Origin of the sequence: Capnocytophaga sp. oral taxon 863 str. F0517, from assembly GCF_000466425.1 — a bacterium.
Taxonomy (GTDB): Bacteria; Bacteroidota; Bacteroidia; order Flavobacteriales; family Flavobacteriaceae; genus Capnocytophaga.
Genome location: NZ_KE992155.1, coordinates 48866 through 75752 on the forward strand (window position 1 = coordinate 48866; position 26887 = coordinate 75752).

At 39.3% G+C, this 26887-nt stretch carries 44 protein-coding genes; 4 read left to right on the forward strand and 40 right to left on the reverse strand.

From position 1 onward, the window contains the following. Positions 1-15: 15 nt before the first annotated feature. The 13 genes from HMPREF1551_RS07120 to HMPREF1551_RS13165 all read right to left on the reverse strand — a co-directional run bounded on the left by HMPREF1551_RS07120 (position 16) and on the right by HMPREF1551_RS13165 (position 6492). Positions 16-525: a hypothetical protein gene (locus HMPREF1551_RS07120; RefSeq protein WP_021628406.1), complete on the reverse strand. Its 510-nt coding sequence runs from the start codon at positions 523-525 to the stop codon at positions 16-18. A 6-nt stretch (positions 526-531) separates the two neighbouring features. Further along, positions 532-1041 (reverse strand): glycoside hydrolase family 73 protein, encoded by a 510-nt coding sequence (locus HMPREF1551_RS07125; RefSeq protein ID WP_021628407.1) that lies wholly within the window; start codon positions 1039-1041, stop codon positions 532-534. Further along, positions 1022-1504 (reverse strand): phage holin family protein, encoded by a 483-nt coding sequence (locus HMPREF1551_RS07130; protein ID WP_021628408.1) that lies wholly within the window; start codon positions 1502-1504, stop codon positions 1022-1024. Before HMPREF1551_RS07130 ends, HMPREF1551_RS07125 begins: the two co-directional genes overlap by 20 nt. A 9-nt stretch (positions 1505-1513) precedes the next feature. Continuing rightward, positions 1514-1699 (reverse strand): hypothetical protein, encoded by a 186-nt coding sequence (locus HMPREF1551_RS07135; RefSeq protein WP_034544465.1) that lies wholly within the window; start codon positions 1697-1699, stop codon positions 1514-1516. A gap of 11 nt (positions 1700-1710) precedes the next feature. Then, entirely contained in the window at positions 1711-2199 is a 489-nt protein-coding gene (locus HMPREF1551_RS07140; protein ID WP_021628410.1) for a hypothetical protein, read from the reverse strand. A gap of 70 nt (positions 2200-2269) precedes the next feature. Further along, positions 2270-2719 carry a hypothetical protein gene (locus tag HMPREF1551_RS07145; protein ID WP_021628411.1) on the reverse strand — a complete coding sequence of 150 codons (450 nt, stop codon included), beginning with the start codon at positions 2717-2719 and terminating at the stop codon, positions 2270-2272. A 12-nt stretch (positions 2720-2731) separates the two neighbouring features. Beyond that, positions 2732-3133: a hypothetical protein gene (locus tag HMPREF1551_RS13160; RefSeq protein WP_021628412.1), complete on the reverse strand. Its 402-nt coding sequence runs from the start codon at positions 3131-3133 to the stop codon at positions 2732-2734. Continuing rightward, positions 3130-3513, reverse strand: coding sequence for a hypothetical protein (locus HMPREF1551_RS07155; RefSeq protein WP_021628413.1), 384 nt, complete (start codon positions 3511-3513; stop codon positions 3130-3132). Before HMPREF1551_RS07155 ends, HMPREF1551_RS13160 begins: the two co-directional genes overlap by 4 nt. Further along, positions 3513-3833 carry a hypothetical protein gene (locus HMPREF1551_RS07160; RefSeq protein ID WP_021628414.1) on the reverse strand — a complete coding sequence of 107 codons (321 nt, stop codon included), beginning with the start codon at positions 3831-3833 and terminating at the stop codon, positions 3513-3515. The genes HMPREF1551_RS07155 and HMPREF1551_RS07160 overlap by 1 nt, the downstream gene beginning before the upstream one ends. Continuing rightward, on the reverse strand, positions 3830-4138 hold the full coding sequence (locus tag HMPREF1551_RS07165; RefSeq protein WP_021628415.1) for a DUF6706 family protein: 309 nt from the start codon (positions 4136-4138) through the stop codon (positions 3830-3832). The genes HMPREF1551_RS07160 and HMPREF1551_RS07165 overlap by 4 nt, the downstream gene beginning before the upstream one ends. Before the next feature lies 1 nt (position 4139). Continuing rightward, entirely contained in the window at positions 4140-5213 is a 1074-nt protein-coding gene (locus HMPREF1551_RS07170) for a hypothetical protein (protein WP_021628416.1), read from the reverse strand. A 14-nt stretch (positions 5214-5227) separates the two neighbouring features. Next, complete coding sequence (locus HMPREF1551_RS07175; RefSeq protein WP_021628417.1) at positions 5228-5803, reverse strand: head fiber protein; 576 nt, start codon at positions 5801-5803, stop codon at positions 5228-5230. Positions 5804-5826: 23 nt separating this feature from the next. Continuing rightward, complete coding sequence (locus tag HMPREF1551_RS13165) at positions 5827-6492, reverse strand: hypothetical protein (protein WP_021628418.1); 666 nt, start codon at positions 6490-6492, stop codon at positions 5827-5829. A gap of 240 nt (positions 6493-6732) precedes the next feature. Between HMPREF1551_RS13165 and HMPREF1551_RS07185 the strand changes: the two genes are divergently transcribed. Genes HMPREF1551_RS07185 through HMPREF1551_RS07195 form a run of 3 tightly spaced genes read left to right on the forward strand, consistent with a single transcriptional unit; the run spans position 6733 to position 7572 of the window. Continuing rightward, complete coding sequence (locus HMPREF1551_RS07185) at positions 6733-6948, forward strand: hypothetical protein (protein WP_021628419.1); 216 nt, start codon at positions 6733-6735, stop codon at positions 6946-6948. Positions 6949-6994: 46 nt separating this feature from the next. After that, entirely contained in the window at positions 6995-7372 is a 378-nt protein-coding gene (locus HMPREF1551_RS07190) for a hypothetical protein (RefSeq protein WP_021628420.1), read from the forward strand. Beyond that, positions 7369-7572, forward strand: coding sequence for a hypothetical protein (locus HMPREF1551_RS07195; protein WP_021628421.1), 204 nt, complete (start codon positions 7369-7371; stop codon positions 7570-7572). Before HMPREF1551_RS07190 ends, HMPREF1551_RS07195 begins: the two co-directional genes overlap by 4 nt. A 239-nt stretch (positions 7573-7811) precedes the next feature. Here the strand turns inward: HMPREF1551_RS07195 and HMPREF1551_RS13170 are convergent, their stop codons facing one another. The 19 genes from HMPREF1551_RS13170 to HMPREF1551_RS07280 form a co-directional block, all read right to left on the reverse strand. Then, positions 7812-9386 (reverse strand): hypothetical protein, encoded by a 1575-nt coding sequence (locus tag HMPREF1551_RS13170; protein WP_021628422.1) that lies wholly within the window; start codon positions 9384-9386, stop codon positions 7812-7814. A 72-nt stretch (positions 9387-9458) separates the two neighbouring features. Continuing rightward, positions 9459-10844, reverse strand: a complete 1386-nt coding sequence (locus HMPREF1551_RS07205; RefSeq protein WP_021628423.1) for a phage portal protein — start codon at positions 10842-10844, stop codon at positions 9459-9461. A gap of 38 nt (positions 10845-10882) precedes the next feature. After that, positions 10883-11203: a hypothetical protein gene (locus HMPREF1551_RS07210; RefSeq protein ID WP_021628424.1), complete on the reverse strand. Its 321-nt coding sequence runs from the start codon at positions 11201-11203 to the stop codon at positions 10883-10885. Next, entirely contained in the window at positions 11187-11498 is a 312-nt protein-coding gene (locus HMPREF1551_RS07215; RefSeq protein WP_021628425.1) for a hypothetical protein, read from the reverse strand. Before HMPREF1551_RS07215 ends, HMPREF1551_RS07210 begins: the two co-directional genes overlap by 17 nt. Positions 11499-11517: 19 nt before the next feature. Next, positions 11518-15351 (reverse strand): interleukin-like EMT inducer domain-containing protein, encoded by a 3834-nt coding sequence (locus tag HMPREF1551_RS13175; RefSeq protein ID WP_021628426.1) that lies wholly within the window; start codon positions 15349-15351, stop codon positions 11518-11520. A gap of 77 nt (positions 15352-15428) precedes the next feature. After that, the gene (locus tag HMPREF1551_RS07225) at positions 15429-16229 is read right to left on the reverse strand and encodes a hypothetical protein (protein ID WP_021628427.1); all 801 of its coding nucleotides are present in this window, start codon (positions 16227-16229) and stop codon (positions 15429-15431) included. Continuing rightward, positions 16230-17402, reverse strand: coding sequence for a PBSX family phage terminase large subunit (locus HMPREF1551_RS07230; protein WP_021628428.1), 1173 nt, complete (start codon positions 17400-17402; stop codon positions 16230-16232). It abuts the gene before it with no gap. Further along, positions 17383-17847, reverse strand: coding sequence for a Fis family transcriptional regulator (locus HMPREF1551_RS07235; RefSeq protein WP_021628429.1), 465 nt, complete (start codon positions 17845-17847; stop codon positions 17383-17385). Before HMPREF1551_RS07235 ends, HMPREF1551_RS07230 begins: the two co-directional genes overlap by 20 nt. Before the next feature lie 27 nt (positions 17848-17874). Next, positions 17875-18678 carry a hypothetical protein gene (locus HMPREF1551_RS07240; protein WP_021628430.1) on the reverse strand — a complete coding sequence of 268 codons (804 nt, stop codon included), beginning with the start codon at positions 18676-18678 and terminating at the stop codon, positions 17875-17877. Next, positions 18665-19360: a phosphoadenosine phosphosulfate reductase family protein gene (locus HMPREF1551_RS07245; RefSeq protein WP_021628431.1), complete on the reverse strand. Its 696-nt coding sequence runs from the start codon at positions 19358-19360 to the stop codon at positions 18665-18667. Before HMPREF1551_RS07245 ends, HMPREF1551_RS07240 begins: the two co-directional genes overlap by 14 nt. Before the next feature lie 4 nt (positions 19361-19364). Then, entirely contained in the window at positions 19365-19490 is a 126-nt protein-coding gene (locus HMPREF1551_RS14355; RefSeq protein WP_021628432.1) for a hypothetical protein, read from the reverse strand. A 91-nt stretch (positions 19491-19581) separates the two neighbouring features. Continuing rightward, complete coding sequence (locus HMPREF1551_RS07250; protein ID WP_021628433.1) at positions 19582-19995, reverse strand: hypothetical protein; 414 nt, start codon at positions 19993-19995, stop codon at positions 19582-19584. Between the two features lie 202 nt (positions 19996-20197). After that, complete coding sequence (locus HMPREF1551_RS07255) at positions 20198-20536, reverse strand: SH3 beta-barrel fold-containing protein (RefSeq protein ID WP_021628435.1); 339 nt, start codon at positions 20534-20536, stop codon at positions 20198-20200. Further along, positions 20533-20685, reverse strand: a complete 153-nt coding sequence (locus HMPREF1551_RS13685; RefSeq protein ID WP_021628436.1) for a hypothetical protein — start codon at positions 20683-20685, stop codon at positions 20533-20535. Before HMPREF1551_RS13685 ends, HMPREF1551_RS07255 begins: the two co-directional genes overlap by 4 nt. Before the next feature lie 22 nt (positions 20686-20707). Next, entirely contained in the window at positions 20708-20998 is a 291-nt protein-coding gene (locus HMPREF1551_RS07260) for a hypothetical protein (RefSeq protein WP_021628437.1), read from the reverse strand. Positions 20999-21063: 65 nt separating this feature from the next. After that, positions 21064-21468 (reverse strand): hypothetical protein, encoded by a 405-nt coding sequence (locus tag HMPREF1551_RS14215; RefSeq protein WP_021628438.1) that lies wholly within the window; start codon positions 21466-21468, stop codon positions 21064-21066. Positions 21469-21537: 69 nt separating this feature from the next. Further along, a complete protein-coding gene (locus tag HMPREF1551_RS07270) occupies positions 21538-21837 on the reverse strand; it encodes an LPD29 domain-containing protein (RefSeq protein WP_021628439.1) in 300 nt (99 codons plus the stop codon). A gap of 76 nt (positions 21838-21913) precedes the next feature. Beyond that, complete coding sequence (locus tag HMPREF1551_RS07275) at positions 21914-22366, reverse strand: hypothetical protein (RefSeq protein ID WP_021628440.1); 453 nt, start codon at positions 22364-22366, stop codon at positions 21914-21916. An 11-nt stretch (positions 22367-22377) separates the two neighbouring features. After that, a complete protein-coding gene (locus tag HMPREF1551_RS07280) occupies positions 22378-22662 on the reverse strand; it encodes a hypothetical protein (protein WP_021628441.1) in 285 nt (94 codons plus the stop codon). A gap of 228 nt (positions 22663-22890) precedes the next feature. Between HMPREF1551_RS07280 and HMPREF1551_RS07285 the strand changes: the two genes are divergently transcribed. Further along, positions 22891-23211, forward strand: a complete 321-nt coding sequence (locus HMPREF1551_RS07285) for a helix-turn-helix domain-containing protein (protein WP_021628442.1) — start codon at positions 22891-22893, stop codon at positions 23209-23211. Positions 23212-23277: 66 nt separating this feature from the next. Here the strand turns inward: HMPREF1551_RS07285 and HMPREF1551_RS07290 are convergent, their stop codons facing one another. The 8 genes from HMPREF1551_RS07290 to HMPREF1551_RS07325 form a co-directional block, all read right to left on the reverse strand. Next, positions 23278-23523, reverse strand: coding sequence for a hypothetical protein (locus tag HMPREF1551_RS07290; protein ID WP_021628443.1), 246 nt, complete (start codon positions 23521-23523; stop codon positions 23278-23280). 13 nt (positions 23524-23536) lie between these two features. Continuing rightward, entirely contained in the window at positions 23537-23881 is a 345-nt protein-coding gene (locus tag HMPREF1551_RS07295; RefSeq protein WP_021628444.1) for a VRR-NUC domain-containing protein, read from the reverse strand. Between the two features lie 29 nt (positions 23882-23910). After that, on the reverse strand, positions 23911-24663 hold the full coding sequence (locus HMPREF1551_RS07300) for a phage antirepressor (protein WP_021628445.1): 753 nt from the start codon (positions 24661-24663) through the stop codon (positions 23911-23913). A gap of 237 nt (positions 24664-24900) precedes the next feature. After that, positions 24901-25188 carry a DUF4406 domain-containing protein gene (locus HMPREF1551_RS07305; protein WP_021628446.1) on the reverse strand — a complete coding sequence of 96 codons (288 nt, stop codon included), beginning with the start codon at positions 25186-25188 and terminating at the stop codon, positions 24901-24903. Further along, a complete protein-coding gene (locus tag HMPREF1551_RS07310) occupies positions 25185-25748 on the reverse strand; it encodes a hypothetical protein (protein ID WP_021628447.1) in 564 nt (187 codons plus the stop codon). Before HMPREF1551_RS07310 ends, HMPREF1551_RS07305 begins: the two co-directional genes overlap by 4 nt. Continuing rightward, positions 25745-26161, reverse strand: coding sequence for a hypothetical protein (locus HMPREF1551_RS07315; protein ID WP_034544501.1), 417 nt, complete (start codon positions 26159-26161; stop codon positions 25745-25747). Before HMPREF1551_RS07315 ends, HMPREF1551_RS07310 begins: the two co-directional genes overlap by 4 nt. Before the next feature lie 91 nt (positions 26162-26252). Then, positions 26253-26561 (reverse strand): ASCH domain-containing protein, encoded by a 309-nt coding sequence (locus tag HMPREF1551_RS07320; protein ID WP_021628449.1) that lies wholly within the window; start codon positions 26559-26561, stop codon positions 26253-26255. A 12-nt stretch (positions 26562-26573) separates the two neighbouring features. After that, positions 26574-26882, reverse strand: coding sequence for a hypothetical protein (locus HMPREF1551_RS07325; RefSeq protein ID WP_021628450.1), 309 nt, complete (start codon positions 26880-26882; stop codon positions 26574-26576). Positions 26883-26887: the final 5 nt, after the last annotated feature.

A 26887-nucleotide genomic window follows, 5' to 3' on the forward strand; every position in this document is an offset into this window, starting at 1 on the left:
GGCGTTGCACGCTAATCAGCGTTTGAACCTAATAAATATTAACAATCCTAATAGTAATGTGCTTGCTATAAGCCACCAAGGTAGGGCGCTAACTTGTTTTTGTGATTTTGTGGTTTGTCGATGCTCATGTACGATGGTGGCTTGTTGTTGGCTTGTGGTAGTGCTTTCTTGTATAATTGTATCCTCTTGGGTAAGGGCTTGGTTATTGTTCTGATTTATATGTATAGTCGCCTTACCCCCTCTTATAACGAGGGCTTCATTTGGGCCGTCTCTCATACGAGTAAAATAGAGATCTTTGGAATTACCCATTTCGTCTTTGTCACTCTCAAGGGTGATTTCATAGGATTGGGATTGCTGAAGCTCAAAAGTGCTTACCTTTTGGGACTTTTCTACGTGTGAGGAGCTGTCTTTTACCTCCTTTCTTTCGCTCCGCTGCTCTTCTCTGTGCTCGGTTCGGCTTGATTTCTTGCTTTTGCAACCAATCAGCAACAAAAGGGCTAATAGTAAATACAAAATCTTTCTCATACATAACTATTTTACTTTTTCAATTTCTTTAATGAGTTCTTTGAGGCTCTCAGCATAGTTAGGAGCAGTGGCATAACCTGCCTTTGCTACTTCCTCGGCAAACTTGTAAGGGTTGGCTTTGACCTCCAACGCCTTGGCGTATCGCTTGTTCCTAAAAAAGAAATTAGCATGGTCTGTGAAACACTCCTCAGGGCTGTCATACTTCATAAACCAATCTCGTACGATATACAGGTATTTGCCGTCTGTACGTTTGGTGATACTAATCACTTCAGGGAATTTGCTATTTTCGTTAGGAGTAGTGAGTACCTCTGTAGTTCTTAGGAGTTGCTTTTTCTCTTTAGGTGTGCTCTTTAGGGCTTTTACCCCAAAAAACATATTCCCAGGGACACTCTTACCCCAACCGCTCTCTAACCCTGCTTGTGCCAAAATAAAGAGGGCGGATATACCTGTCTTTATCTCTGTGTCAAGTGCGAAATGCTTATACTTCTTGATAAATTCAATCTGTGTTTGGTTCATGGTCTTCTGTTTTAGGATTGTCGTTTTCTTTCATATAGTCGGATATAGCCTTAACTACGACTTCTAAATTGTCTCTATTGACTACAATTTTACTAATGGTTTGCCCTGCTTGGTCTAATCTCACCTTGTCTTCAGCTTTCTCATATATACTTTTGACCTCGATAAGGCAAAGGGCTATAGCGCCTATAAGGGTGATAAAAGGAAATAGCCATAGGGAATATTGGTAGTAGGCTTCCAAATACCAAATCGTACTCATCTGCATACAATCCACTATTGAGAGGGCAATCAGTACATTGTAATACTGGGCGAGCTTGCTCACGGTGCGCTTATAGCCGTAGGAAGTACGCATAACTCCCATTCGATGCGCCTTGCGAACACCGCTCCACAAGTCCGCCAAGATCATAACAAGTACTAAAGTGTAGATACCAAAGAGTATCCATAGGGTTACAAATATTTTTTCCATTGAATAGTTTTAAGATTGATTGATTAATTTGTCTAATTCCTCGTTGTAGTCAGGGCTTTTATCAGTTACCACCTTGCCTTTGTCCTTGTCATCACTGTAGGAATATTCAGGGATTACGCTATTGTAAAGAAGCAAATTAGCAAAGGATATTTCATACAAAGCCTCATGGATACTTACATTAGGATATTGTTTCAAAAACCCACCGACTATCGCCCAGAGGCTGTCGTTTCGCTCACTTTCCTTGTCGGTTTGAGCAGATTGGCTTCGTTTAGGAAAGTGATAAGCATAAAAAAATCGGTAGTCTGCATTTTTCCGAGTAGCTGAATGAATAATATCCCTGCTTCTTGAATACTCATTTGGTGGAGGATCTTATCAGTAAGCCTCTTTATTTGGCGTTCTTTGGGGTGTAGCCACTCCTTAAATCGTTTCCAAAGGGTAGGCTTTGGGTGTGATGCTCCAAGTATCATCAGGGCTAAGGCACGGGCAACATGTTTGCCGTGGGTAGCTTTCTGAAAGGCCTCGCCTACGGTCTTTTCTCGGTTGAGTTCCTCCATGGGTATATGGGCTATCTCTTGAGATACGAGTATCAGTGTGCCGAGGGTGGGTTGTGGTACTTGGTACTTTATCCCTGCTATGGTTACCTCTTCGGCTTGTTGCAATAGGGTTTGTGCTGTTTTTTGTTGAATATTGTCCATCTTTTTAGTGATTAACGATTAATGATTAGTGATTAATGCTCAAACTAAGCACTAACCACTAATCAATGAATTAATTGTACTGCTTGAGCATTTTCCCTGTCTTTGGTTTCAGAGCGGTAAAGGTGTATTTTATCTTACCTCCGTTCTCGCTATCCCAAGTCCTTACTACGGACACGCTGGCACGGTCTATGATAAAGCCTTTGGCACTGGTGTTTTCAGGGGTAAGGCGTACCGCGTACTGGTCAAGGACAATCCCGTCATTGTCGGGAATAGGAGCGGTTAGGTCGTCCGTCTCATAGATTTCAAATTCCAGCTTGTATTTGCTGACATTCTTACGAGTGGCGATCACCTCGCCGCCCTCTACTTTGGCTTCCTTGCTCTCTCCTTCTTCAGTTTCCAATTTGGTAGTGTTTTCCACTGGGGTAGGGAAAGCCTTCCAAACGGGTGTACTGGGCAAGTCGCCGTTTTCCAATTTTACATATTCTATTCCTGGTTTTCCCCAGCTTAAAATGTTTGCCATGTTTTAAGTGTTTTAATAGTTACTAAATCTTTTGTATCTGAGGGTGACATTAACCAAGGTTTGATTATCGTCTTCCTCAAAGCTATGAATGGTTTGTTCCTGATAAAAGCGATATTCATCAGTGATACGAGTTACTAAGCCACAGATAAAGGCTTCTATCTCCAAAATACGAGCAATGTTTTTTATTTTTTTCTGTGATCCTGCATTGATTTTAGGCACATAGAAGTTAATATTAACCTTTCCTTCTTGTATATCCTTATCAAGGCCTGTGAGAAAGCCTATAACACAATCCTCCTCAAAAGAGTTGTGTGGGCGGGTACCTTGCAAATACACTCCTCCACGGACAAAAGCGCCTATCTCGGTTTGGAAGGTGTCAAAGACATCCTTTTCTATCTGTGTGCCTCCTTTTTTCATGATCCATAGAGTTGTTTTAAGATGTTTTCAGCCATAAGCTCGGCACTGGAAAGCACATTATAGCCTTTAGCTTCTACATAGGCAGCGTAATTCATTCCTGCTACCACAATCAGCACCAAGCCTTTGGGATATTTGGCTTTGATTTTCTCAATCTGTTCTTTGTTATGTTTATTTATATTCCCTTGAGATTGTACCACGCCGTCCAATAGCACCACATAAGCTACGGAGCTTCTAAGGTTACCCGTCCTATCGGTATAGGAGCCATTATCTCTGGATTCAGTGATACAGCGTTCGCCTACCTCTATAAATTTTTGAGTGGCTGCCTTGATATACTGCTCCTTGATTCTGTCAAAGGCAATGTTTAGCTTTCCTTCTATCATTATACCATGATTTTAGTTCGTCCTACCCTATCGGCATGCTCTATGCTCTGCACTTCAAATTCGCCTAATTGCTCTCCTTTGCCGCTTATAAGCCGTACCCTTTTGGCATTGAAAATATGTAGCCCATAGTCAAACCATACTGTATAGCTGCTTTGGGTAAAAGTACTATCCTTGAAAGTACCCCGCTGATTATAGGTATTGGCCACAATATGACAAGGAATAGGATCCTCCCATTGAAGGGTAGCCTCTTGAGGAATACCTCCTACCAAGCCGCCGCCTGTGGTGGTCTGTATCTGCAATGTGCCATTGTCTAATATCATCGGAATATGACTTTAGGTTTCTTACTCAGTTCGTCCTTGAGACCTAACCGCTTACACTCATTGCTGTAGAAAGCAATTATATCGTCTTTGCTGGCCCTTGCGAGGCTGGTTCCTCCTTCTGATATAGAACTGGGACGTAAGAGGATTTGTGGAATAAAGCGGATAAAGGCTATATACAAGTTTCTTTGCTCCTCTGCGGTGGCTTCACCTGACAAATCAGGAATACCTAAGTCTAAAAGGTCTGCCTCAGTGAGAGAAAGCCCCAATGAGGCAAACCTTTGACGGAAATAATCCTTTTTAGTCATATTAACCCATGTTAGAGGTGTTAATCACAACCATGCTCTGTGGAGCAGCAAAGCTCGGCATCCACTCACAACCATACTCGATAAAGCGACCTTCTTCAGTACGCTGTGTGGTGATGTAGTGCCCGCCTTCCAATACGGTATAGGTTTTGTTAGGCACACGGTCAGTAAGCTCGTAAGGCTCGTGCCACATCATCTTTCCAAGTTTGGCAGTAGGAAGCAAGGCAATACGCTCATCTGCAAAGATGTTAGTCGTTGTGCCATCCTCTTTCACTACATAATCCTCCACGATACGAATTGGAGGCAATCCTATACCTGTTAAGAGTTGATTTGCCATAGCCTCGGTGATAATACCTCCTGATACGCCAATTTGTGCGCTACCTAATACCATTTTGTAGGTGTCCTTGAACTCATTGGAGGCAATTACACGCTTGTTGAAAGTGGTACGTGTCATTTCCATAGCCGCAAAAACACCTACCTTGGTACGAGTTTCATTGACTATTTTTTGCAAATAGCTAATGAATTTGGTTTTCTCAGCGGAGGTTGGGTCAAACTTCATCACGGGCAATTCCATGTCAATAAGAGAGACCCCTTCCTTGTTGTCGTCCAACTTAACCTCTCCCTTACCCGTGGAAATAAGTTGCCCTACCAAATAATCCATACGCTTGTGAGGAGCCAGCGTACATTGACGAATATCGTCGGCTAAGAAGTTGATGATCTCATTCATCACCGCAGCTTGTCCTGCTCCTGCTTGGTTGTATTTGTCTGTGAGCTGCTTGATGATACTAAGGCGCTCGTTGTCCAACTGAAAGGAGTTCCCCAAGTCAGCCACCTCACCTGTGCCACTACCGAGGGTTCTTCGCTCACGGATAGGCTTGCCTGAGTTCTTGTCAATCACAGACCCCATTACCACTCCTGTAACGGTGCCGATGTAGGTTTTGAATAGGCGTGCTTTGGTCTCCTCAAAGTCCAAATATCGCTTCCATACCACCGTATCGGCAGCGGTCTGTATTACCCTATTAATCACCGCTCTGATGATTTGAGGGCTGTTAAAGAGCTTTTCTAAAGTTAAAATCATTGTTCTACTGGTTTTTAGATAAACATAAATCTTGCTCCAAGGGTCTCCTTATCCTTATCGGATACAGGTACATAGAGCTTGTTGGTTTGGATTTCATACGCCTGACCCAAAGCGGTAACAGTTGCCCCTGCTTCCTTCTTCACTCTCGCATAGTTAAGGAAATTAGCAGGGTTTTTGACTTCCTTCCCATTAGCAGTTTTAGCCTCAAAGAGGACATCACCATCTTTTACGTCAGCAATGGTAGCTGACAAGGTAAGAGTGTCATAATCGGCATTGGTAGTGTCGATGGCTGAAATGGTTGCGCCATTAGTGCCATTACCAAGGTGCATATTTACTTTGGCAAAGCTCCCTTTCTGTACCTTGAGTGTAGTGGCATTAATCGCTTCCACGGCTTTTACGGACTTGGATACTTTGGCCGTGCGTGTCTTAAAATCTACCGCTAAGGGGGCTAAGACAGGGATATATTGTCCGTCATCTATATCGCTATCGTCAATATTGAACCCTCCTGCTAAGCGGTAGCCTGATTTTACGTTGTAGAGTTCTTTCTCTACCTCTTGACCCTTAAGGTCATACTTAATTCCTGCTGGCATCTTTTTTAATGATTAGTGGTTTGTCACTTGTTACTTGTCGTTAGTTTCTCGGTTTCTTGCTCAATGAGATTAGCAATAGCCTCTTCTTCTTTCTGTGGATCATCAGGGGTATCAGGCGCCTTGGAGTAAGAAAATCCACGTGCTGAAAGCTCTTGCTCTTGCTTGCCAAAACCCTCTGTCACGGCATTAGCTAAGGTCTCCACCGCAGAAATATCAGCAAAATCACGCCCCACGAGTGAATGTGAATAGTAGCTTTCTGGGATATTCTTCTCTTTCATCAGCCTTACAAATTGCTCCTTAAGGCTCTCGGCTGTTTTGCCTTTTTGGAACTCTGCAAAGCTATTCTGCAAGGTATTGAGTTTCTCAATAATTGCATTCATTTCAGCATTGCCCTGATTGCCCGCAGATGGAGCAGGAGTAGGTTCGTTGCTTTTCTCTGCTTTCGCTTTCCAATCGTCCGCCTCCTTCTTGTACTTTTCGCTTTCAGCCTTGAAAGTATTGACCCGATTATCAGCATAAGATTGGAATAACTTAAGCATAGCCTCAGCCCCCGCAGTGGCAGGTTCTACTTGGCTTTCTTCTGTTACGTAAGCACTCAAGTTAGCCGCCACTCCCTCAAGCACTTGCCCGCTCAACCCTAAGTGGTTATACTTAGTTTTGAGTAATTGTAGAATTTTTTCTTTGAACATAAAAAACGATATTATTATATGCAAAGGTACGCAAGGACTTGTAAATAAGCTCTATAGTGGTTTGTGTAATGTTTGTATTTTCTTTGTGTTTTTTTTGTTTTTTTCTTTGTCTTTTCTATTAAGAAAAGTTTAACCACATCAAAGAGTGAAAAAGTAATATATTTTATTGCGCAATAAAAATAAATTCGTATCTTTGCAGTGTCAAAAAGAAATAAGTGTAACAAATAAAATTTTAAAAAAATGAACGCAACAATTAAACTTACCTACAATGTAGTTTTCAATGATGACAATAACTCTAATGATAAAGGCTTTGAAAGCACATTAGACTATTGCAAGAATTACATAGCTACCTATAATGGTACTAATGAAAGCTACTTCGCTGACTACAAAGGTGGCATTGTTCAGATAGTATGCAATGAGACTGAAGAGGTGGTATATGAAGAAGAAGTAAGATAGTATACAACAAGCCCTCTTAATTGAGGGCTTTAAAAATAAAAACAATATGAATATAGACGACATTTTTAATCAAAAAATTGAGGTAGCAGATTTGGTACTCCCTAAGTTTTTATTAGCAGAAAACCCTATTGTGCCAAATATAGACCTTACCTATATCTACTCTCCTCACTATATGAGCCTGATAATGGTTATTGAAGAAAATAGCGAGATTGTAAGTCTCAATGACACATATAGAGCCATGCCACAGCAACTATTCGTATATGATGAACTTGAGCAATTTAGGTTTGTGGTCATTCAGAATAATGTAATAAGCACGGGGGGTATATATGCCCCTATTATCTCTGTTGAACAATTCATTGAAGAAGCGTGGCAATGGTACAAGGCCTATCTTGACTGGGAATTAACACAAATGCAAGGATTATGACCACACAAGAGAAAGTATTATATATCATTGAGCTATTAGAGTTATCAGATAGGCAAGTATCAGCCGCTATAGGCAAGGCAATATCTACAGCAACTCATAAGAGATTACAATTAGGTCGCAATAAATTCACAGACGAAGATTTTCAACGGCTCAAGGCGTATTATATTGAAAAACTCAAAGAAATTGAAAGTTTAGCCTAATTTCTTTGCTATTTAGAAATATTGTTGTACCTTTGCCATACAAATAATGGCTTTAAAGTTTTTGGGCAACGCCCGCCAGAGAACGGGAATGCAAAGCTATACGCAAGAGATAGATGTTAAGCCGAGTTTTCACCTTTAAATACTTTATTTATGGGCAACGCCCGCCAGAGTGTAATTGCGGTTATATCCCGAAGCTCACTAACTACCTTGAACTCACAATATTCAAGGTAGTTTTTTATTTAGAAGAAGCCTTTTACTAACTTTCTGTATTTACCTAATTTAAATTCTTTTTCAGATATTTCTAATATATCATTGTGTTTGTTCATCAGTATCATATTACCGAGTCCTTTTCCTTTTCTTTTTAATTCTTCAATAGACTGCACAAACAAATCTGTATTTCCATTTTCTAATTGTAATACAACATTATCAGATTGTAAAAATCCTTTTTCAATATCTGCTTTTAGGGTTCCTATCTTTTTAGTAGTACTATGTTTAAAATCAGCAATTACTAATTTGTTTTTGAAATGAACGATAGCATCGGCGCTACTTATATTTTCATATTCAGGTAATAGAGCGACAGATTTTCCTTTCTCGTTAAGTGCTTTTGCCATTGCTAAGGTGTTATTTAGACTTTCTCCTTTACCCTTATGTAGGTCAAAAAGTACTGTTTTTGCACCGTTTGTTTCGTGTTGGAAGATGAGTTTTGCCCTATTATCGTCTATGATTTCCTGTAAAAGGGCTTGCTTTTTGGCATTGCTACCTGCCCTCTTTAAATGCTCAACAATCATAGGTGAGAAAGGTTCAAAAGAAACATAAGTACTCCTACTAAAAGGCTGTATTGCTTGTATAACCTTTTGGGATATACCCTCACTTTGACCATCTACTCCCCACAGAAACATCGGCACACTACTTGCGGTTGTGATTTTCTCCTTGTGGGAGGCTATCCAGTTTGTCAATTTAGGGTTTAATGTAAGCTCTTTTCCCTTTAGGTCAGCCTTGAAAATAGGGGTCATATAGCAACGGCAATTAGGATGATTGCCTACCCATACGAAGCTATTGGGATAGACCCCTTTCATCATGTCGCAAATCTCACAACCGTAGGGGTGTCGGCTCCGCTTGATTTCGTACCCTGCTATCATGTCCATAGACTGCCAGCGCTCTATATCAGCCTTGCGATAGGCGATATTGATTTCAGTACGTGCCAGGCGCTCGGCATTCTTATAAGCAGAGCGATACACCCCTTGCCCGCTGTGGTATTCCTTGGCTTTCTTAGATAGCTGTAACACCCCATTTTTATCACGATAACGACGAAACAGACTGTCAGGATTGCGCAAATACTTCTTGAGGGTGGAGGCTAATTCGTTGGCTGGTGTGCCCTCTGAAATAGCTATATCCAATGCCATTTCTATCTCTGTACGATACTGCTTAGATAGGTTCCATACACGGGCCGAGCGAATGCCCTCCATGGGTAAATGCTTCTTTACACTGGCAGAGGTATATGTAGCCACTTTGCCTGATTTTAGCGCCTCTCCAAAAACATCCTTGAACTTATTATGAGAGATGTTGTAGTGCTTATCTACATAGAAATTCATCTTGCGAGAAAAGGCACTTTGGAAGCGCTCAAAAAGACTGTTTATCTTTTTATTAAGTGCGGGATAGAGGGCAAAGGTGAATAAATCACTCCCTTTGTTCAGAGCCTGCATGCCATAATACAGCACGGCCATTTTCAGCACCTCGTCCAATAGCTGTAGGAGCTTGGATACATCTTTCTCGGTTTGGTTTTGGTGGTATTCATTCCACTGTTCTAAGTCCATAATGCTAATTTACCAATATGCTAATTTGCCAATGTGTCAATTAATTATCTCATTGACAAATTGGCTTATTAGCTAATTAAATAATTCTTTTCCTTTTTCTTTCTCTATTTGGGCGAGTTCTTCATCTACCTTGTCGGTGATACCTGCCAATATTATTCCCTCCTTGAGCGAGGCTACTCCTCCTTGTACAGCACTAACAGCATCGGCTATACGCTCGGTAAGGCTGTCTATCATATAAGGGACAATCTCTATATTGACTTGTAGCCGCTTGGCCACTGGAGCATACTTAGGGATAAGACTGCCAATGGCTGATAGGAGGAAATTAATACGGCGCTGTAAAAACTCTTCTATGGTTTCGGCATGGTTGCTTACTGCCATGTGTGTCCCCATAAACATAAACTTAAAGGCCTTCCCACTCAAGGTATTGCCGAGGCCCTGCAAGGCTTCAAAGGTGATTTGAGGGGTGTTAGTAAGGGCATAACAACGAGAGGTGAGGTTATCAAACTCTAACTTAGCCATGTCAGGGGACTGCTGCCAAGTGAGGTAGGATACTTGGGCATCGTTTTCGAGTTGGATTATCTCACTTGTCATTCCCTTATTGCGTACGCCTACAACTTCACCCGAAGCAACCATTTTCGGATAGAAATTATAATCAAGGCAATCGGCAAAGTTGGATAGCAGTACTTCCAAGCGACTGCGGAGGGTGCGTATCTTATCACACAGCGGACGTTCTCGCTTCATATAGATAACAGGGATCTTGGAAAATCCGTGTGGGTACTGCTCTATTTGAGCACCATTGCTATAGATGGTTACATTTTGATTATCCACCACCATAAGACGAGTGGATTGTATGCCTTTGGTATCAGTTTTGTTGTACTCACGAGAGAAAGCAATCAGATCGCCATACTCATCATAGTAAGGATAGAGTGTATCCCCACGGAAAGGAGACCAAATCATAGACTTAAGCCTATAGGTAGGGTTAGGATCGTCCTCCTTGGCAGGTTTTACATACCAATATTCGGCTACCTCACACTCTGCAAACCACGAACGCACCAAGCGCTTGTTGTCATAAGGGAGTTTGTTTTTTTGATGAATGCCGTCGAGCAACTCCATAAGCTCTTGTTCGGAAGCTTCGGTAGCATTGGCTGTGATCTTAGGAGGTGTGCCTACTGTGAATGCGGTATGTATATTGACAATGTCCTGCTCTAAGGGTAAAGCCATACGATTGACATCCTCCCACCTGAATTGAGCGGGAGACTTGATAGTACCATCTTTGTTTTCTTCTTGTTCTTTCACGAGCACCCTTCGCTTGGGGCGTAATTCCTCATCAAAAACATCGTGCTGGGTATAATCCCAATCCTTGATAAGCGATTGTGTATCGGGGCGCTTGGCTGGGTATTTCTTGAGCTGGGTGATACGCTCACTTTCAGGAAGGGCGTTTAGTTCTTGTAGTGTCATTGCTAATTAACGGTTAGTTGTTAGTCATTAGTCGTTGGTTATTGTCCCCAAAACCACCATATACCCCTTACCTTGAGGTAGTCAAGGTTGCTTTGGTTGTTGTAGGCTTCCCTTTCAAAGATGATATTGCGGTAAGCCTTATCCCAATTGCGATAACGTAAATACTTGAAAAGAAAATCAAGAAAATACCAGATATAGAAAAAGAGTGCCAGTAGTTCCTTTTGTTGTCGCAAGTGTATACGTTCGTGATTGATAAGCTCTTTATCGTACTTATCACTTTCATTGCGAACGAAGATGAAAGGATATAGGGTGATTGCCCTATACCCTTTTGGCACGAGAAACCTATTTTTCCTTACCATTGGCTTTTGGTTTTTCGTTGCTTTCTCCTTTGATAAGGCCTAAACAAACATCATAAATATGTCTGTACAGCTCAATATCCGAGTGTTGAGAGTTGGAGTTGTTTATGTTAAAACTACTCTCGGTTACAGTCCCTTGAATGGGAGCACCATAAGGATTATCCACGCCCTTACGAGAGGCTGTGAATGTTATCACGTAAGGGTTTTGTCCTTTCTCAAATTCGTAGGAGTACATCACGATTGTGCCTTGTACTTCTTCTTGCGCATTGATACGCGTTGTTTGTTGAATGATTTGCATGATATATAAAGTTTTAGAGTTATGTTAAATCATATGTTTTTTGTCTTATAATATTACCATCTCTGATTAATTTAATCGTTATTCCACTTGCTGATATTTCTAATTCTTTTATAGTTTGAGTATACACTCTATTTCCTATTTTTTCCGAATATACTGAAAAAAACTTTAAACCATCATGTGTTAAATTGAACGAACTACCATTATGTATATCTGTCAAAAAAGAACCTATACTGTCTGAATTTACACTAATATTTCCTATCTTCCCACTTGTGGCATTAACCTCTCCTGATATATTCGCCTTAGTAGCATATACGGTTCCGTCTTGTAGCACTCTAAAAGGGGCGGCATACCTACCAGCAAACTCACTACCCGACCATAATCGAACTTCGTTAGTAGCATTTCCTACCCCAGTGATACCCGCTTGTGTGCCTGTGGTGTTACCTACAATCATCGTACCAGTGGCTACCACATTGCCTGCTATCTGTGTATCGTCAAGGAAGGCAGTTTTTTGGTCAAGTTTGCCAATACGCTCATCAGTTTTAGCCTTGTTCTGATTTTCTAAGTCTTCTATTCGTTTAGCGTTTCTTCTGATAACCTCTAAATCGGAATTGATATTAGCGATTTGGTTTTCCACATCTTCAGGAGCGGGCGACCAATCGGTGGCTTTGTTGCCACGTTCGAGTTTTACAAGTTCAATAGATGATGTAGGAACGGGTATAATGCCTGCAACTTCGTGATAAATAGTAATACCTCTCCATTCTTTATTAGGTACTATTAAATTAGTAGTCTTTCCATTTTGTAAATCTACTTTTATATATTGTCTTGGTATACCTCCTAATTCGTCTGAAAAATAAATATGTGTAACTCCTTTTATATTAGCAAGGCAGGAAAATATATATTGTACATTAGCCTTAGTTGGCTCAGCAAGTAAATAAAACGTACCTATATAACCATTCATAGTCCGTTTGTCCTTTGAATTTAATACAAGGTTACGACCACCAATATTTAACTCATTCACTTTTTGTTGTGCAAAATTTTTAGCTTCTTGTAGTTTCTGTTGGAGTTGTTGTATTTGCCTTTGCTCTGCCACTGTGATTTTGCCGTCGGCATTCGCAATAGCTTGTGCTTTGGTAAGTTCTGCTTGTGCTCGTGCGTATGCTTCGGTAGCGGTTTTAGCAGTTTGTAACATACCATTAAAAACACTATTCATTCCTTGTGGCGTGCCATTGATGATTTTAGTAGCTATTTCAGCGTAAGGAGCTGTACTGTCAGCAGCAGTATAGACTTCTATACCATTACCCTTGCCAATATTTGGAATACCTAAAAAGGCGTATGGCATTCTTGAAACGTATTTTGAGTTGTCATCATTAGCCCCACAACGAATGAGAGCGTTTTCTAAGTTTAGATTTTTTAAATTTGGTTCAGCAAAAGCACTATCTCTTGAGACTAATGTAACTAATACATCATTATTGAGTTCGTTCAATTTGTTAGCCAAACTATTGTTATAATCTCCATCTCCATAAATAGCCCCATAAGTATCATAACTTTGCTGGAATATTACTTGCAAATCTGAACGTCGAATAACAGCGAGATATAGTCCTCTATAATTGTCAGGAACTATATTTTGTCCATTAATCTGAATAATAGGTGCAGCGTGTCTGTTTAATCCTGTACCTCTTAGGTATATCTCTCCTTTTGCATTATTTTCATTAGAGTACTGTTTTAACCTACTCTCCAATGACTGCAAATCAGGATTAACGAGCTGTTTAAACTCTAACTTGTTTTCATCAGTGATACGTAGGTTGGCTTTGATGATGATTTCTTTGTCTAATAGCTGGATAAACTGTTCTCCATTTCCTGAGCTGATTTTATTGGTTACCATTTGCCCGCCTGTAATCTCAGTAAAGCCATTGAATTGGGCTATTCCTCGCTCTCCATCGTACTCTGAATTGACTGTGGCATATAGAAAGTGATAAAAGCCCGCTTCTTGCTCCATGTCTATCTTGGTTTCGGATAGGACAAACTCGGCTGTCTCTATGGCCTTATTGGCCTTGATGTAGAGGTAATAGGTTTTAGACTTATCGTCCAACCTGCCAGATACAAAGGAGGAAACATACCAATACTTATAATCAGCTGCGGAATGGCTTGGCTTGATGTCAGTAGTGCCAAGGGTGTAATGCTTAATCCACCCGCTACCTACATTGATTTGCTTGTTGTTCCTATCAAAGTACAAGGTATGAGGTACGGTGATAGGGTTGGTCTTATTGGCCACAAAGGCAAATTGTCCTGCCTTATTACCCACCAAGGCCATCATTGTTTGTACAGTGGCAGGAATGATACTCTTGGTGTATTCAGGAAAGGCTTCTTCTACCTGCTTGATGGTCTCTAAGGCATTGCGCCAACTTCTTTTAGTCTCGGATATAGCTTTCTTGTTCATCTCTCCAAAATATACCTCTTGGTTTTGGAGTTTGCGTATTTCAGAGGAAAAGGATTGCCCTTGTACCTTGTTGGATAGCTCTATCTGAGGACTGTAAGGATTATTAACGTACTCTTTAAGTCCTACAATACGAATAGCCACGGGGGTACGTTGAAACTCGTTATCTGAAAAGTGGATATAAGCCCCCATTTTTAGACGACCTCCTACATTTGCCCAATTCTTTTTTGCCCATATTCCGTCCAAATCACCAGTGAAAGTGAATAGGTCTGCTCGGTTTTCATACAGATACTTGCACGCTTCCTTCATCATTTCCCAGCTGGCTCCTGACTTTGTCGCATTATCACAGATGTAAGCTGAAGGTAAGTGCATGTTATACACAGAATATTGGTCTCCTACGGCAGGTTTAAATATATCATTAGGCATGGTGGCGCCATCCTCTTCCTTAGGGACTATCTCAAAGCGGCGTGCGCTGTGATTGTATCCGCTGCTATGCTCGTAACGACTAATCTCAAACTCACGCCCTGATAACATACCACTTTCAAAGTATATCACCATCTTTTCCCCTTTGATTTGGAGTTCTGCAAAATTGAGGGCTTCAGGAATGGAGGTGTCGGCAAAGTCGTAGAAATGTTTGGCTTTATCGACTTCAAAGACAGCTGACACCGTACCTTTGCGACTTGGGTATATATGGGAAAGGTCAAGGCTTTGCTCATTGATAAAGCCGTTGTTCTGTGTGTTCTTGATAGCTATTGATAGTCCTTTGTCGTCTGAAACAAAGGTTACCCCTTCATATACGTATTCTTGTGATTTGGGTAGTAATAATTCTTTGTTGCCGTACTTAGAGCGATCAATATTGCGTTCCCCTCCTTGTACATAGAGGCGTGTAATACGGCTTTGCTCGGTAGTACGACTTACCCCTGTCTTAAAGCCTTTGCCCTTGCCATATTGGAGCGGCAGGGGATTGTCTTTGAAATATTCTACCTTACGGAGGTGTATCGTTTTACCTATAACCTCGTATTCTGTCTCAAAAGCCTTAGCGATCATGTCCAAGGCTTCTAAGCAGTTGTTATGGTTATAGCTGATGAGTTTTTCATTAGCTTCAATCGTGGTGCCTACCTGCCAGCCGCTGTCTGTCATATTGAGACAATCTACCAATATCTGAATATGGTAGCGAGGGGAAGCTGTAAAAGGAAACTTGAGGGTCTTATCGTTGGGGTTACGAAACTTGTAATTCTTCAGGTTTGCCCCTTCGCTGTCCATGGTAAGGGTGTACTCAAAATGTCTGCTGTTATGCTTCACTACTTTAGCAGGTTGATTGAGGGTGTAACGCTCTCCTTGGAACTCACACCATGCCCCAGTAGGTATTTCAGTGTAAGTAGGTAAGGCAAAGTATAGGTTAAGGGTATGCTCCCCCATAATGGAGCGGTATCTGTAGCTCTCATCGGTAGGGAGGATATCTATATAGGTGCTGTTAAAGTGTAGTTGCATGGTATTTAGATAATTGTTAGTTGTAAATCAAACTTGACCCATATAAGAGGGTCATCAATATAGAGTTCGGTAATTTTACCGTCTTTATAGATACACTTGTAGGATTTCCCTTGATAGATTAGGGTGCGTTCATTGGGCTGTGTAAGGTCGTGCAACAAGGTATAATAACCCTTTAGAAAGTCCGCAATAGGCAAATACATAAAGCATTTGAGAGTTGTGGTGCGTTCCTGAAAGTATATAGGCACATCAGCAGCTATAATACCACTCATAGTGCTATTTTGAGCCGTATAAGGTGTTTTGGCGTTGCCTGCTGTGATAATCTCTTGGTCTGTCCCCTCTAAGACAGCCACACCATACTTGGAAAGGGACACGTTATCAATGTATATGTTTTGGATTACTCGTACATATCCTTCTAAGTTCGGGGCTTGGTAGGTATATCCTTGTAAGGGAAAATCATCAGAAAGACGAATATCAGCTGTTACATAACCTCCACTGACTTGAGCTTTGCTAAGACCAACCAAGCGCAAGCGGTAGGTTAGATTGATAAAGTCAAAGGTATAATCAGCATAGGCACGAACTGAAAGGAGCGTTACCAAATTGGGATATAGACTTTCAGGCAATAACAGCTGTATGGTGATTTCCTTAGCAGATAGCTGCGGGGCTGAAAGGTCATATTCCGAGCCACTTTCCTCTGCCCAGTCATTTTTGTTCAAAGACTTCAAGGCAGGATAGGACAGCAAGCTCGCTAACGAACCCTCTACCAACTTAGCATGTAAGGTCTGTATGTCTGTATTATTGATTTTCATTTAGTAAAATATACCTGTTAAATCCTTTGGTTTGCGATTACGTCCCAGTACTTCCTCTAAAAATACGTACCTTGCAGCATCGATAGCGTGGTTAAATGCGTCAATAGGTACATTGAGGAAAGCACCACTTTTATCCTGTGCATAGGTGTAATTCTTGAACTCTTTGATGATGTTCTCACTCCTTTGAGTGATACATATTTCATACTCTAACATCTTGGTAAGCCCTTCCATAACCGAGCCTTGCCCTTTGGTTACTGCGGTGATGTTATAGCCTGCATTCTTTATTTCCTTTACCAAGCGCGGGTCGGCACTCTCGGATATAATCTTATAGGAGCGGTGCTGCCGAAGGGCTTGGATAATATCGCTGGTGAGCATTTGCGTTTGATAGCATATTTCGTTTAGATATACCTTGTTATCCAAAAAAGCTACCTCCACGATAGCGGTAGGGTCGTGAGTAAAACCAAAGTCAAGACCTAAGTATCGTTTCTTTGCCCAAATAGGTATATCCTCCACAATGGTAACCTTTTCAAAGATAAGCCCCTCTATCATTGCCTGTTGTCCTAATCCATATACCTGCCACAAGGAGCGATTTTTGTGCTGTAAGCTCTCTATCTCGTCAATAATCGTTTGTTCTAAGAACGGGTTATCCTTATAGGTGGATATAAAGTGATACGTACGAGGGTCTTTATTAAGCTCGCAAAGCCAGTGATCGTCTGAAAAGGACGGGTTATAATCCACAATAGCAAATTTGGTAGTACGCATTTTCAGCTGCTGAAACTCTATAAATTTGAGTTCGTTGGCTTCATTTACATATAATATATCCCGCTTCCTACCTCGGAGCTTCTGCTCGCTGTCTGTGGAGAAAAACTCTACCCAGGAGCCATTAGGAAAGGTATATATCATTTCAGACTTGTTAAGGCTGTTTTCGTCAAAGACCTTCATCTTATACAATATCTCCTTGAAGTCAATGAATACAGACCCCTTGAGAGCAGGCAATGTAGCACGAACGATAGAAAGGCGTGTCTTAGGGTGCGATAAGCAATAGATGATAAGCCAAATCAGGATATTGTACGTCTTGGAACTACGGCTACTCCCTTGAGCCGATACTGTGGTATATCCTTGCGAAATGGCTTTATCAACCTTGGTATATATGTTAGTTGTCTGTATTATCATCGGTTCGTACTTGTTCTCGCTTGTCTATTACTTCAATGGTGATCCCTTGAGATAGCGGGCTGCCAGCGGTGGTGATGTCCAGTTTGTCAATTACTCCATCTTCAACACGGAAAGTGGATAGAATTGTTTGCATGGCAGTCATACGAGTGCGATAATCAACAGGCACTTCTCGGAATTTTCCTTGTATTACAGTGCCTTCTTCGTCTGTTATAGGCTCTTTGATAATTCCTGCCATAGCGATAAGGGTCATTGTATTGGATACCTCATTAAATACCCTCGCTCTATGTGCCTTTTGTACCTCTAATAGTTCAGGATTTTTGCGAATACGACTATATACAGACACGTATGTAACGCCAAGTATCTCAGCCGCTTTGGTAGGTTGTCCATTGGCTTTGATAAGGGCTTTCTTTAATTGTTCATCTGTATATGTTTTTTCCTTTGCCATTATATTAATTTATATAAATCATTAGGTTCAGTCTATTCGCTCTATACTATTAGAAAATTCCTCTCCTATAATCATTTTTTCGTAAGGATCATAACCCATACGTATCATAAAAGCCTCTTTGTGTTTAGGGTTTTGAAACTTGACCACTACATAAGATAGCATGCCTCCATCTTTGTCTGAATTATTGGTGTTACTGATACGGTCTTTTACTTTCTGTATTTCGTTGTGTCGTGCGATTTGGTTCTCAGGAGTATCCTCATAGAAATTTACAGAGCGGTCAATATTGCGATTTTCCTCACTCTCTTTGGTAGCCTCGTCAATAGCTTGTAGTGCTTCATCGTCTTCTGTGTTTTTTGACCATTGTTGAGTTGTGGAAGTGTCATCAAAGGAATAAGACGAATAATCATCTACACTTACACTATACATAGAAACATCAAAATCAGTTAATCCTGCTTCTTGGTAGTTATCAAGATCAGGAACTAAAGCACGCATCAGGTCATCATCTAAGGGTGTTTGGCTTTTGGTGTGCCATATATTACGAGCTTTTTCTGTTTTAAGGTCAAACTCGGCAACTTCCACTTTGATAGGATAATCTGTTTCAGGAGTGCCATTATACTTGTGATATAGGTCATGTGCCATTACCCGCTTGTGTCCATCAATAAGATTACCTGTTACTTTATTCCAAACAATGCCACCATAGAAACCATTCTTTTTAAGGTCTTTTAAGATTGCTTTTACCTGCTCGTCTGTGTGCTTCTTTGGGTTATATGGAGCAAAGTGTATTTGTGATCTGTTTATGGTTTGTGTTTCTGATTGCTTAAACTCTTTCATTGGTTTGTGTTTTTTGAGGTTCTTGATGTAGGGCTACTTCAGCATAAGGAAACTCTTGGAGTATCTTTTTTAGGTCATTAGGGTAGTACTTTTGAAGGAATGATAAAGTCTCATAATCTAACCCTACCCCTTGACTTACAGACTTAGCTACATATATCATCGGTTTGATAAGATTACGATTAGCTATGTACTGTAATACTTCTTTGTTTGTCCATAATGCTAATGGATATACCATACCTTTAGGAGATGTAAAAGTAGGCGCCCACATTTTAAGGCGCATGCGTTTCATAAAACCATCTACACCTTTCATTCCTGAAAAGGCATATTGTGAGTTGCATTCTTGCATTACAGATTGTTCAATCTCACCTATTTTACGTACTTTTGTATCAGGTTCTTCATCACAGAAAAAGCCGTTTTTCTTGATAACATCTAACATCAGATGTGGAATTTGACGAACTTCTACGTTGGGGTATTTCTTTATTGCCCAGTCTATGTATATCTGTATATGCTCTAAGTCTTTGACAAGGTACATAAAATAGCATATTACCTTTTTAAAGCGAGGGGCGAGCATATCAAGCAGTGCGATGCTGTCTTTGCCCCCTGCTGAATAGAATAATACAGCCGTATCCGTTTGGGTGCGGATAGACTGTATTATTGCTTGTGTTTGTGCGAATTTAGACATAATGTTATCCTCGCCCTCCTTTAGCGGTTGCTACGTCTTTGTCTTTTTTCTTTTTGCCAAACACTCTACGAACAGCACCCTTGACTTTTGATGCTATGTTACGAGCAGCGTTTCTAATTCTTTTAAACATAATCGTTGATTTTTAAATTAATATATTAATAAAAAGAGGTTGCAAGCGTTTTTTAAACTACTTGCAACCTCTGTAGGTTTTTAACTGGTTTTTAAATAAGATCCTCTTCTTTTACGAAATTATCTGTTAGAGGTGGTCTGTTTGGGTCAAAGAATTTGTCAGTGTTTTTACTTTCTATTATATCACCTAAAGTATATGCTATAAAACACGATACACACTCTTCACCCGTTTTATCGTCTATATAGGTGATTTCATTACCTTTGTCGTCTACCTCGTCAATAATACCTACTTCTTTGACCTTTATAAGGATTTCAGGTATAGGTGCAGTTCTACCATTAATAAGGCGCAAAGCATCGTATTTTATAAAATCCATATCTTCTGTGTTTGGATTTGTAAAATATTTGCCTATAGTTGTTGGTAATATACGCCTCGTTTCAATTTTTTGAACCCCTTTTAAGATAGCTTCAAAATTATCACCTGTGATCTGTAATGTTAGTATTTTCATTTATTACCTTGTATTAAGTTGCAATATTATTTCAAAGACCCTTATATACCTTTGGTATATAGGGCAAAGGTACGACATGGCTTGCAAAGGGCTGCTATACTCGTTTGTTTTTTCTTTGTATTTTCTTTGTGTTTTTTTTGTTCTGATACCTTGCAAAGGTACAAAAAAAATCAAAAACCCCTCAAAAGCGAGGGGCTTTTTTTTAAAGCCATGGGTAACCTTCGATACATACGAGGTTGAATTTCTTAAAAGAGCGATATTCTTTCTTTTCGAGGTCATAATATACCTGCACGGTGTCATTAGCTTTGCGGTTGGTGGTGTGCTCTGTAGGGGGTACTATATCAGGGCAAATCGTACCCCAAGCCTCTCTGATAGTACCATCTACTTTTTGAAAGTAAAAGCGCACGATTTGGCTTTTCATTTTAGCCTTGAGCTTGATATTTGCCCACGCTTTTTTAAGGCACTCTGAAAAGGTGTAACCTGTTTGCTTGAAGAATTGCCATGCAAGGCAAAAGACTGTTTTTTTATCTGTATTTTTCATTTTGAATTATTTTTTAAGAGTTCTTGCCATTGACCATAAGAGTAGAGACCATATTTTTTTCTTGCCTCATTAATTGAAATATCGAATTTTAAAACAGCTTCATTCAGAAACTTCTTGTAATCGTAACAAGTAGGTAATATATTTTTCATTTTGGTAGGTGTTTTTAATTGTTTAACAGTTTAAATAAACATTTGCGACATTTTCATAATCGCATTTTCTTAAATATTGTAATTCTCTATGATAGTTTATATCTTCAAATAATGTTTCAATAAATAATGCTTTTCGAAAGTCATTATTTAAAATAGCTTTTTCGTGCTCTAAGATATATTTTATAAGTTCAGTGAATGTAAGACCATAATTGATAGCTTTAGCTATTTTTCTTACTCTTTTAAAGTTATTTTCAGAAAGTTCTATTTTTTGTATTTCTGATTGATAATTTTGAATTTGTTCTAATGTTAGCATTATATGATGTATTTATATTGTTATTAAATTTTTGAGTCTTGCTCAAGGCTTTAAGTGTTACTTGGTTATATTGAGTGATCTATATTAGGGGTGCATTTATATTTTGTTTTTAGCTTTTCAAGGGCTTTTTCAGTGGCATAATACAGCCCCTCTGTTTGCTCTGATTTGGTAATGCCACGCCCTTTCAGTGGCAAAGTAGTACGTACAGCATAACAGCCATAAGAGTACTGATAGACGATTTGCGCCCCTATTTGGCTTGCTTTATTAACGTAGGTTTCTACTGCTCTCTGATGGTTACCTTGTGCCATTCTATAGCTGGTGGTGGTTTGCTCGAATAGAGTATCAGAGCTTGTTATATCTGTTACAGCGGTCTTATAGCATTTGCCATCACAATCATACATAGTACTGATATAGTACTTATTAGCTATATGGTCTGTTAGGTTTAATTGAGGTATTATAGTAGGTATCATAGGTTGATTGATTTAGGTGTTACTGATTGAAAAATTGAGCCTTTTTGCGCCTTGCTCAGGGCGTGGGGGTTAGTAAATGTAGCGTGATTGTCTTTTTAGTTCTTCTTCGTTTCGAGGATATTCTACAAATACAAAAGTATTACCGCCGCTTAGTATTTCACCAGTTGCTTCATCATAGTGTATTTTTTCAAACTTTTCAGCAACTTTTTTCACCTCTTTTACTTGTTCTGTATTAGGTATGAATTTAAGTATTACATTAATACTACCTCTATCGCACCTTACAGATACTTTTTTATTGTTGTAGCCTAATTGTTTTAATTCTTGTCTGATGTTTTTAGCTCTTTCAGTTGTCGGTATATAAGTATACATAATAATTTGATTAAAAGGTTATTAAATTGAGTTTAAAAGCAGTTTAAAGACTTGCTCAGGTCTTTGAAGGTGTTTATTATGATAGTTTATTTTTTAGGTCTGATATTCTTTTGTAAAAACCTGCTGTGTGTGCGCTTTCAATTTTTAAATATTCAGTGTCGTAGTGGTGTATGAACTCGTGTAGTAAGGTATCAATAAACACTTTAATTGATACTACTTTCTTTTTAACGGCTGTCAGGTTGTATATGGTAATGCTTTGCCCTTTTTTGGCATTTAGTAAATGTCTGTAAAAACCTAATATTTTAGATTTACCATTACCTTTTTGCGGGGTATCTGTTACGATTAGTGGTATTTGCGAAATACCGTATTTATCACAAAGATAGTTTAATAGTTTTTGCCCTGCCCGCTGTCTATCTAAGTACATATCAGAGGCGTTTAATAGAGCTTTATACTCTGTTTTTGAGAGACGGCTGTATTTAACTGTCTCTATTTTGTTTGATTTTTCGTAAGATTGACTTGTAACTTTCATATTCGTACTGTTTAAAATGTTAGACTGTCTTTTATCATTTTTATTGCTGCTTTGAACTCTTTTTCAGTACAAGGTATAAATGTACTTTTATACCCTTGCGCAACTGTTAAGTAGCAGTTTTTTCTTATCTCAGATATACATATATTAGACCTATCAAAATCTAAAAGTATATACACATAATTACAAATTGCTAAACTACCTTCTGAAAGAACTTGTACATATATTAATGTATCATCATCTTCTACTCTTTTGTAAATCTTACCTGCTTTAAGGTCTTTTAATTCTAATGCTTTCATATTCGTATTATTTAATGATTAATATTCTTGTTTCATTTTGACAGCGCAAAGGTAAAACAAATAATTTAATTAAATTAATAATTTAATCATTATTTTTTGAGATTGAGAAATGTTTTTTGTAAGTGATTAATTTTAAGCGCAAAACAAAATGTTAAACTTTTTATTTAATAAATAATGTATTTAATATAAAAGTATTTTTGTATCTTTGCACCACTAAATAAATGACAAATGAAACTACGTATAAAAGAAGTTCAGCAAAAAAAAGAGGTCAAAAATGTAGATATTGCTAATAACTTAGGTATGTCCCCTCAAATGATAGCATACTACCATACAGGAGATAGAACCCCTACCTTTGCGACATTGGAAAAGATAGCGGAGTATTTGCAGTGTAATGCTTTGGAACTACTTACTCCTCCTGAAGGCTTCACCCACTTCTACGATGAGCAGGGGCGCTGGTTAGGGATTGTCAGGAAGTACCCTTATCAGGATAAGGAAGCAGATGCTTTGCAACAAAAGGAGCAGTACGAGCAAGACAAGAAAGAGGAATAAAAAACACCACCCCTGATTTAGGAGTGGTGCCAATGAATAACACATCAAAAATATGAATGAAAAACGTTATAATATCTTCTTTTCCACGGCTTGGTATAGCTTTTGGTACTCGGTAACCATGAGCATGCTACCATGTTCTTTGCGGTAATAGCCCACGCTTGCGGGGGAAATACCCAAAAAAGCGGCTATATCCTTTTGCGAGGATAGGGAGTGCTTACACGCCAAGCCACAAAATAGTTTGAGGTATATCGTACGACTTGCTATAGCTTCCGTGGTGGTGTCTTCTATGGCTGTTTTTATCTTTTCAAGCATGGTATATCTGTTGTTAGTTGTCAGTGGTGGTTAGTTCCTCTTCTATGATCGCCTTGAACTGGTCAAAGCTGTAGCATACATAGTATTTATATCCGAGTGCTTCGGCTTTTTGTTGAAAGGCTTTTTGATGCTCTGTCTGTTTGTTCCCCTTGATTTTCATCTCTATATAGAGGCTTTTACCTTGGGGGAGCATTACTACTAAGTCAGCCACTCCCGCCAGGACACCTTCTTCTTTGAGGCGTTTGGCTTCTAAAGAATTTCGCAATCCACCATTAGGGACGGCATAGATAAGGTACTGAGGGTATTTGTATCGGAAATAGCGCACGCACATTTGTTGTAGTTGGCTTTCTTGGTACATGGTTAGGTGATTTTATATATTGTCGGATTTTATCTATCCATTACGGGTTTTATATTCTTCTTTTTTAGCAGTTCATGAATGAACAAACGCCCTTTTTGTGTCCATTTGGTATTGAGTTTTGTTCCCTCTGTGCCGTCTTTATGAGTGAAGTTTATGGTTTCACTTTTGGTGTATCCCTCTTGAGCATATTCCTTATAAGGCAACCACTGTCCTGATTGCTTATATTGTACTTTTTCTTCTTTAAGGATAATATTTAGCTGTTGAGCGCTTAATCCGTAATCTTTGGCTATTTGTGTTACGGTTAAGCTGTCTTTTGAGGAAAGTATTTTGTCGTAATACTCTACTTTTGGCTTTGCTTCTGCTAATAGGAGTTCTTGTTGGTCTAACTTCAATTGCTGCTCATAGGCCAGTTTGAGAGCTTCTGCAAAGTTGTTAGGGATCTTCTTTTGGATTGAATATTGCCCCGTCTTGCGAATAGTAGGAAGCACTTCACTCGTTACCCATTTTTTGAAAGTTCTTACATTTTCTTTACGGCTGCCAAGCACTATGTCATAAAATCCCTCCTCATTCACAAAATTAGTAAATTGAGTTCTGCCAATACTATCAGGGATGGGGTGGATTGAAACCACCTCATCATCTAATCGTTTTCTTACATCTCCTGCATTGAGTGATAATATAACACAAAGATCCGTAAGACAAAATATAGGATCGTTTGCATCATTAACAATAATTCGGACTTGTCCAAATTCAGAGTTTCTGAATATCTGTAAATTATTATTCATTTAGTAGTGTATTTAGTTTGTTAATATTAATTAAAGTGCAAAGGTACAAAATATATTTGAATTATCCATGCAAGTTTTCAACATAATTCATTGAATGCGTGTGACATTTGTCACACGATTTATAGTTACATTTATACTTACATTTATACTTTCAAATGTAGGTATAAATATATTTCATTTTGTTAATTTAAGGATTAGCGACCAGTGATTACAAGGAATGCGCTGGTCGCTAATGATTTATTCATACATCACTTTTAGCCCTATTTCTTTAGCTACGGCATGCTCAATTCTTGCCCCTTGGCTATCCTCCCAACCTTGTAGCATATAGATCCCCTCGCAATCTATAAGGTTGATGATGTCTTTGGCTATATGCTCCTCCCATGGGTCTGTTTCAGATAATCCATTACAAAGAGGATTGATAACCTCATGTCCTAATGATTGGAGCTTGTCAGCTACATCACTGAACCTCTTACGAGTATGAGAGAGGTCTGTCCCGCTGATTTTTCCTGATAGATAGATTTTCATATTCTCAACTTTTTGACTATTGCTTGTATTTGCTCCTTGAGTTGGGTACGTGTGCATGTATTATCTATGATAAAGTGAAAATCACTATCAGGCACATCGTCGAGGTCTATTTCGGAAGGATGGGTATCCATATTGCCCATTCTGCATTTCACACGGATAAAGATAGGATCAAGCAGTTTCATCTGCTCATATTCTACCTTAAATCGCATGTCAGTGACAATCACCCTTGGAAACTCGTAATTCTCATACGCCAATCGTCGAAACATTAGCTTAGCGAATATATCCTCCCCAAGTAGTTCCTTGTAAAAGTCCGCTGTCTTTCGGTATAGCTCCCTTATGGTTAGGTTGCTCTCTATGCCATTGACATCTACTAATCGGCTTTCCTTGAAAAGCTCTAATCTGTATGAGTTTGTTCCTACTACTTGGGACACTATCTCTTTGACTGGCTCGGCAAAGGCTCTGAGTTCGTATTTGCGTTGGGTGTAATCGTTGAATAGGTTTGCCACGGTGTCCTTACCTACTCTTTTCTTTCCTGATAGTACAATGAGTTTCTTATTCATAGTTGTTCACTTTTATAGGTTTGTATAAGGGCTTTTACGAGGGCTTCACGGGCTTCTTCATAGGTGAGGTGGCTGTCTTGCTCAAAGTCACTACTCAACTCATTGAGGTAGTCAATGCAATAGGAGTATTCATTTAATTCTCCGCTTTCATCACCTACGGCTATAACGCCGTGATAACCTTTGCTTCTGAACCACTCAAAGACTTGTTCCCAAGTGGGGAGTGATGTAGTGCTTTCATCAGTATTGTAATCGTAATATTCAGGACAAAGCCTATCCTCATCGTCCGTAGAGCATTCTATTCGATGAAAGTACTCATGCCAATAGCAAAGACACTTTTCTTTAAACCCTATTTCTTTGAGTTCTTTGGCTATCTCCAAAGAGACGAGCCAATTGGGGTATTCGTAATTTTTCATCTTTTTACTGGTGTTATTCTTAAATAAATCGTCAATATTTAAATTATCAATATCGCCTAAGTTAATTTGCTCTTTGATTATGGCTCCTGTATTATTTATAATTTGCATCGCTTTTGTCAATATTTTTAGTGTTAATAATTTCTCCTAAACTAAGTACGAAGTATCTTTTTCCTTCTTCTGCACCCCATTCGCTCTTTCCTGTGCCTTGAGTGATACTTTTTAGTTTTATTGTAAATTGTGGGGCGTTGGCAGCATACCCATTACGAAAGATGACCTTATCGTATGTCTTTCCCATAAGCCGCTTTTCCCAATAGGGCTTTATCTCTCGGTATTCTTCCTTCTTCTCTCCTGAGAGAATAAGGTCAAACCAGTTTTTCTTGAGTGTAAGGTGTAAATTCATCTACTATAAATTTTAATCGTTTTGCTTTTTACTTAGTTGCTCCTTTCTCAAGCCCATGCAATAGGCATAATAACTAATCTCTATTTCATTATCAAGAAGGTAATCGTACCACTCTATGATTTTACCCTTGGGTTGGTTACTCTTGAGGTCAAAGTATATATCCGAGAGGCTGAAGAAGTAGTCAGATATTAGGAACATATCTACACTATCATTACCTACAGAAAATTCATAGCTTAAATCGTGTTTCTCACAAAATTCCATAAGCAGCCTATCTACGGCTACATCAAAGGCTCTTAATGGGGTGTTAGTTTGTTTTTTCATTTGCT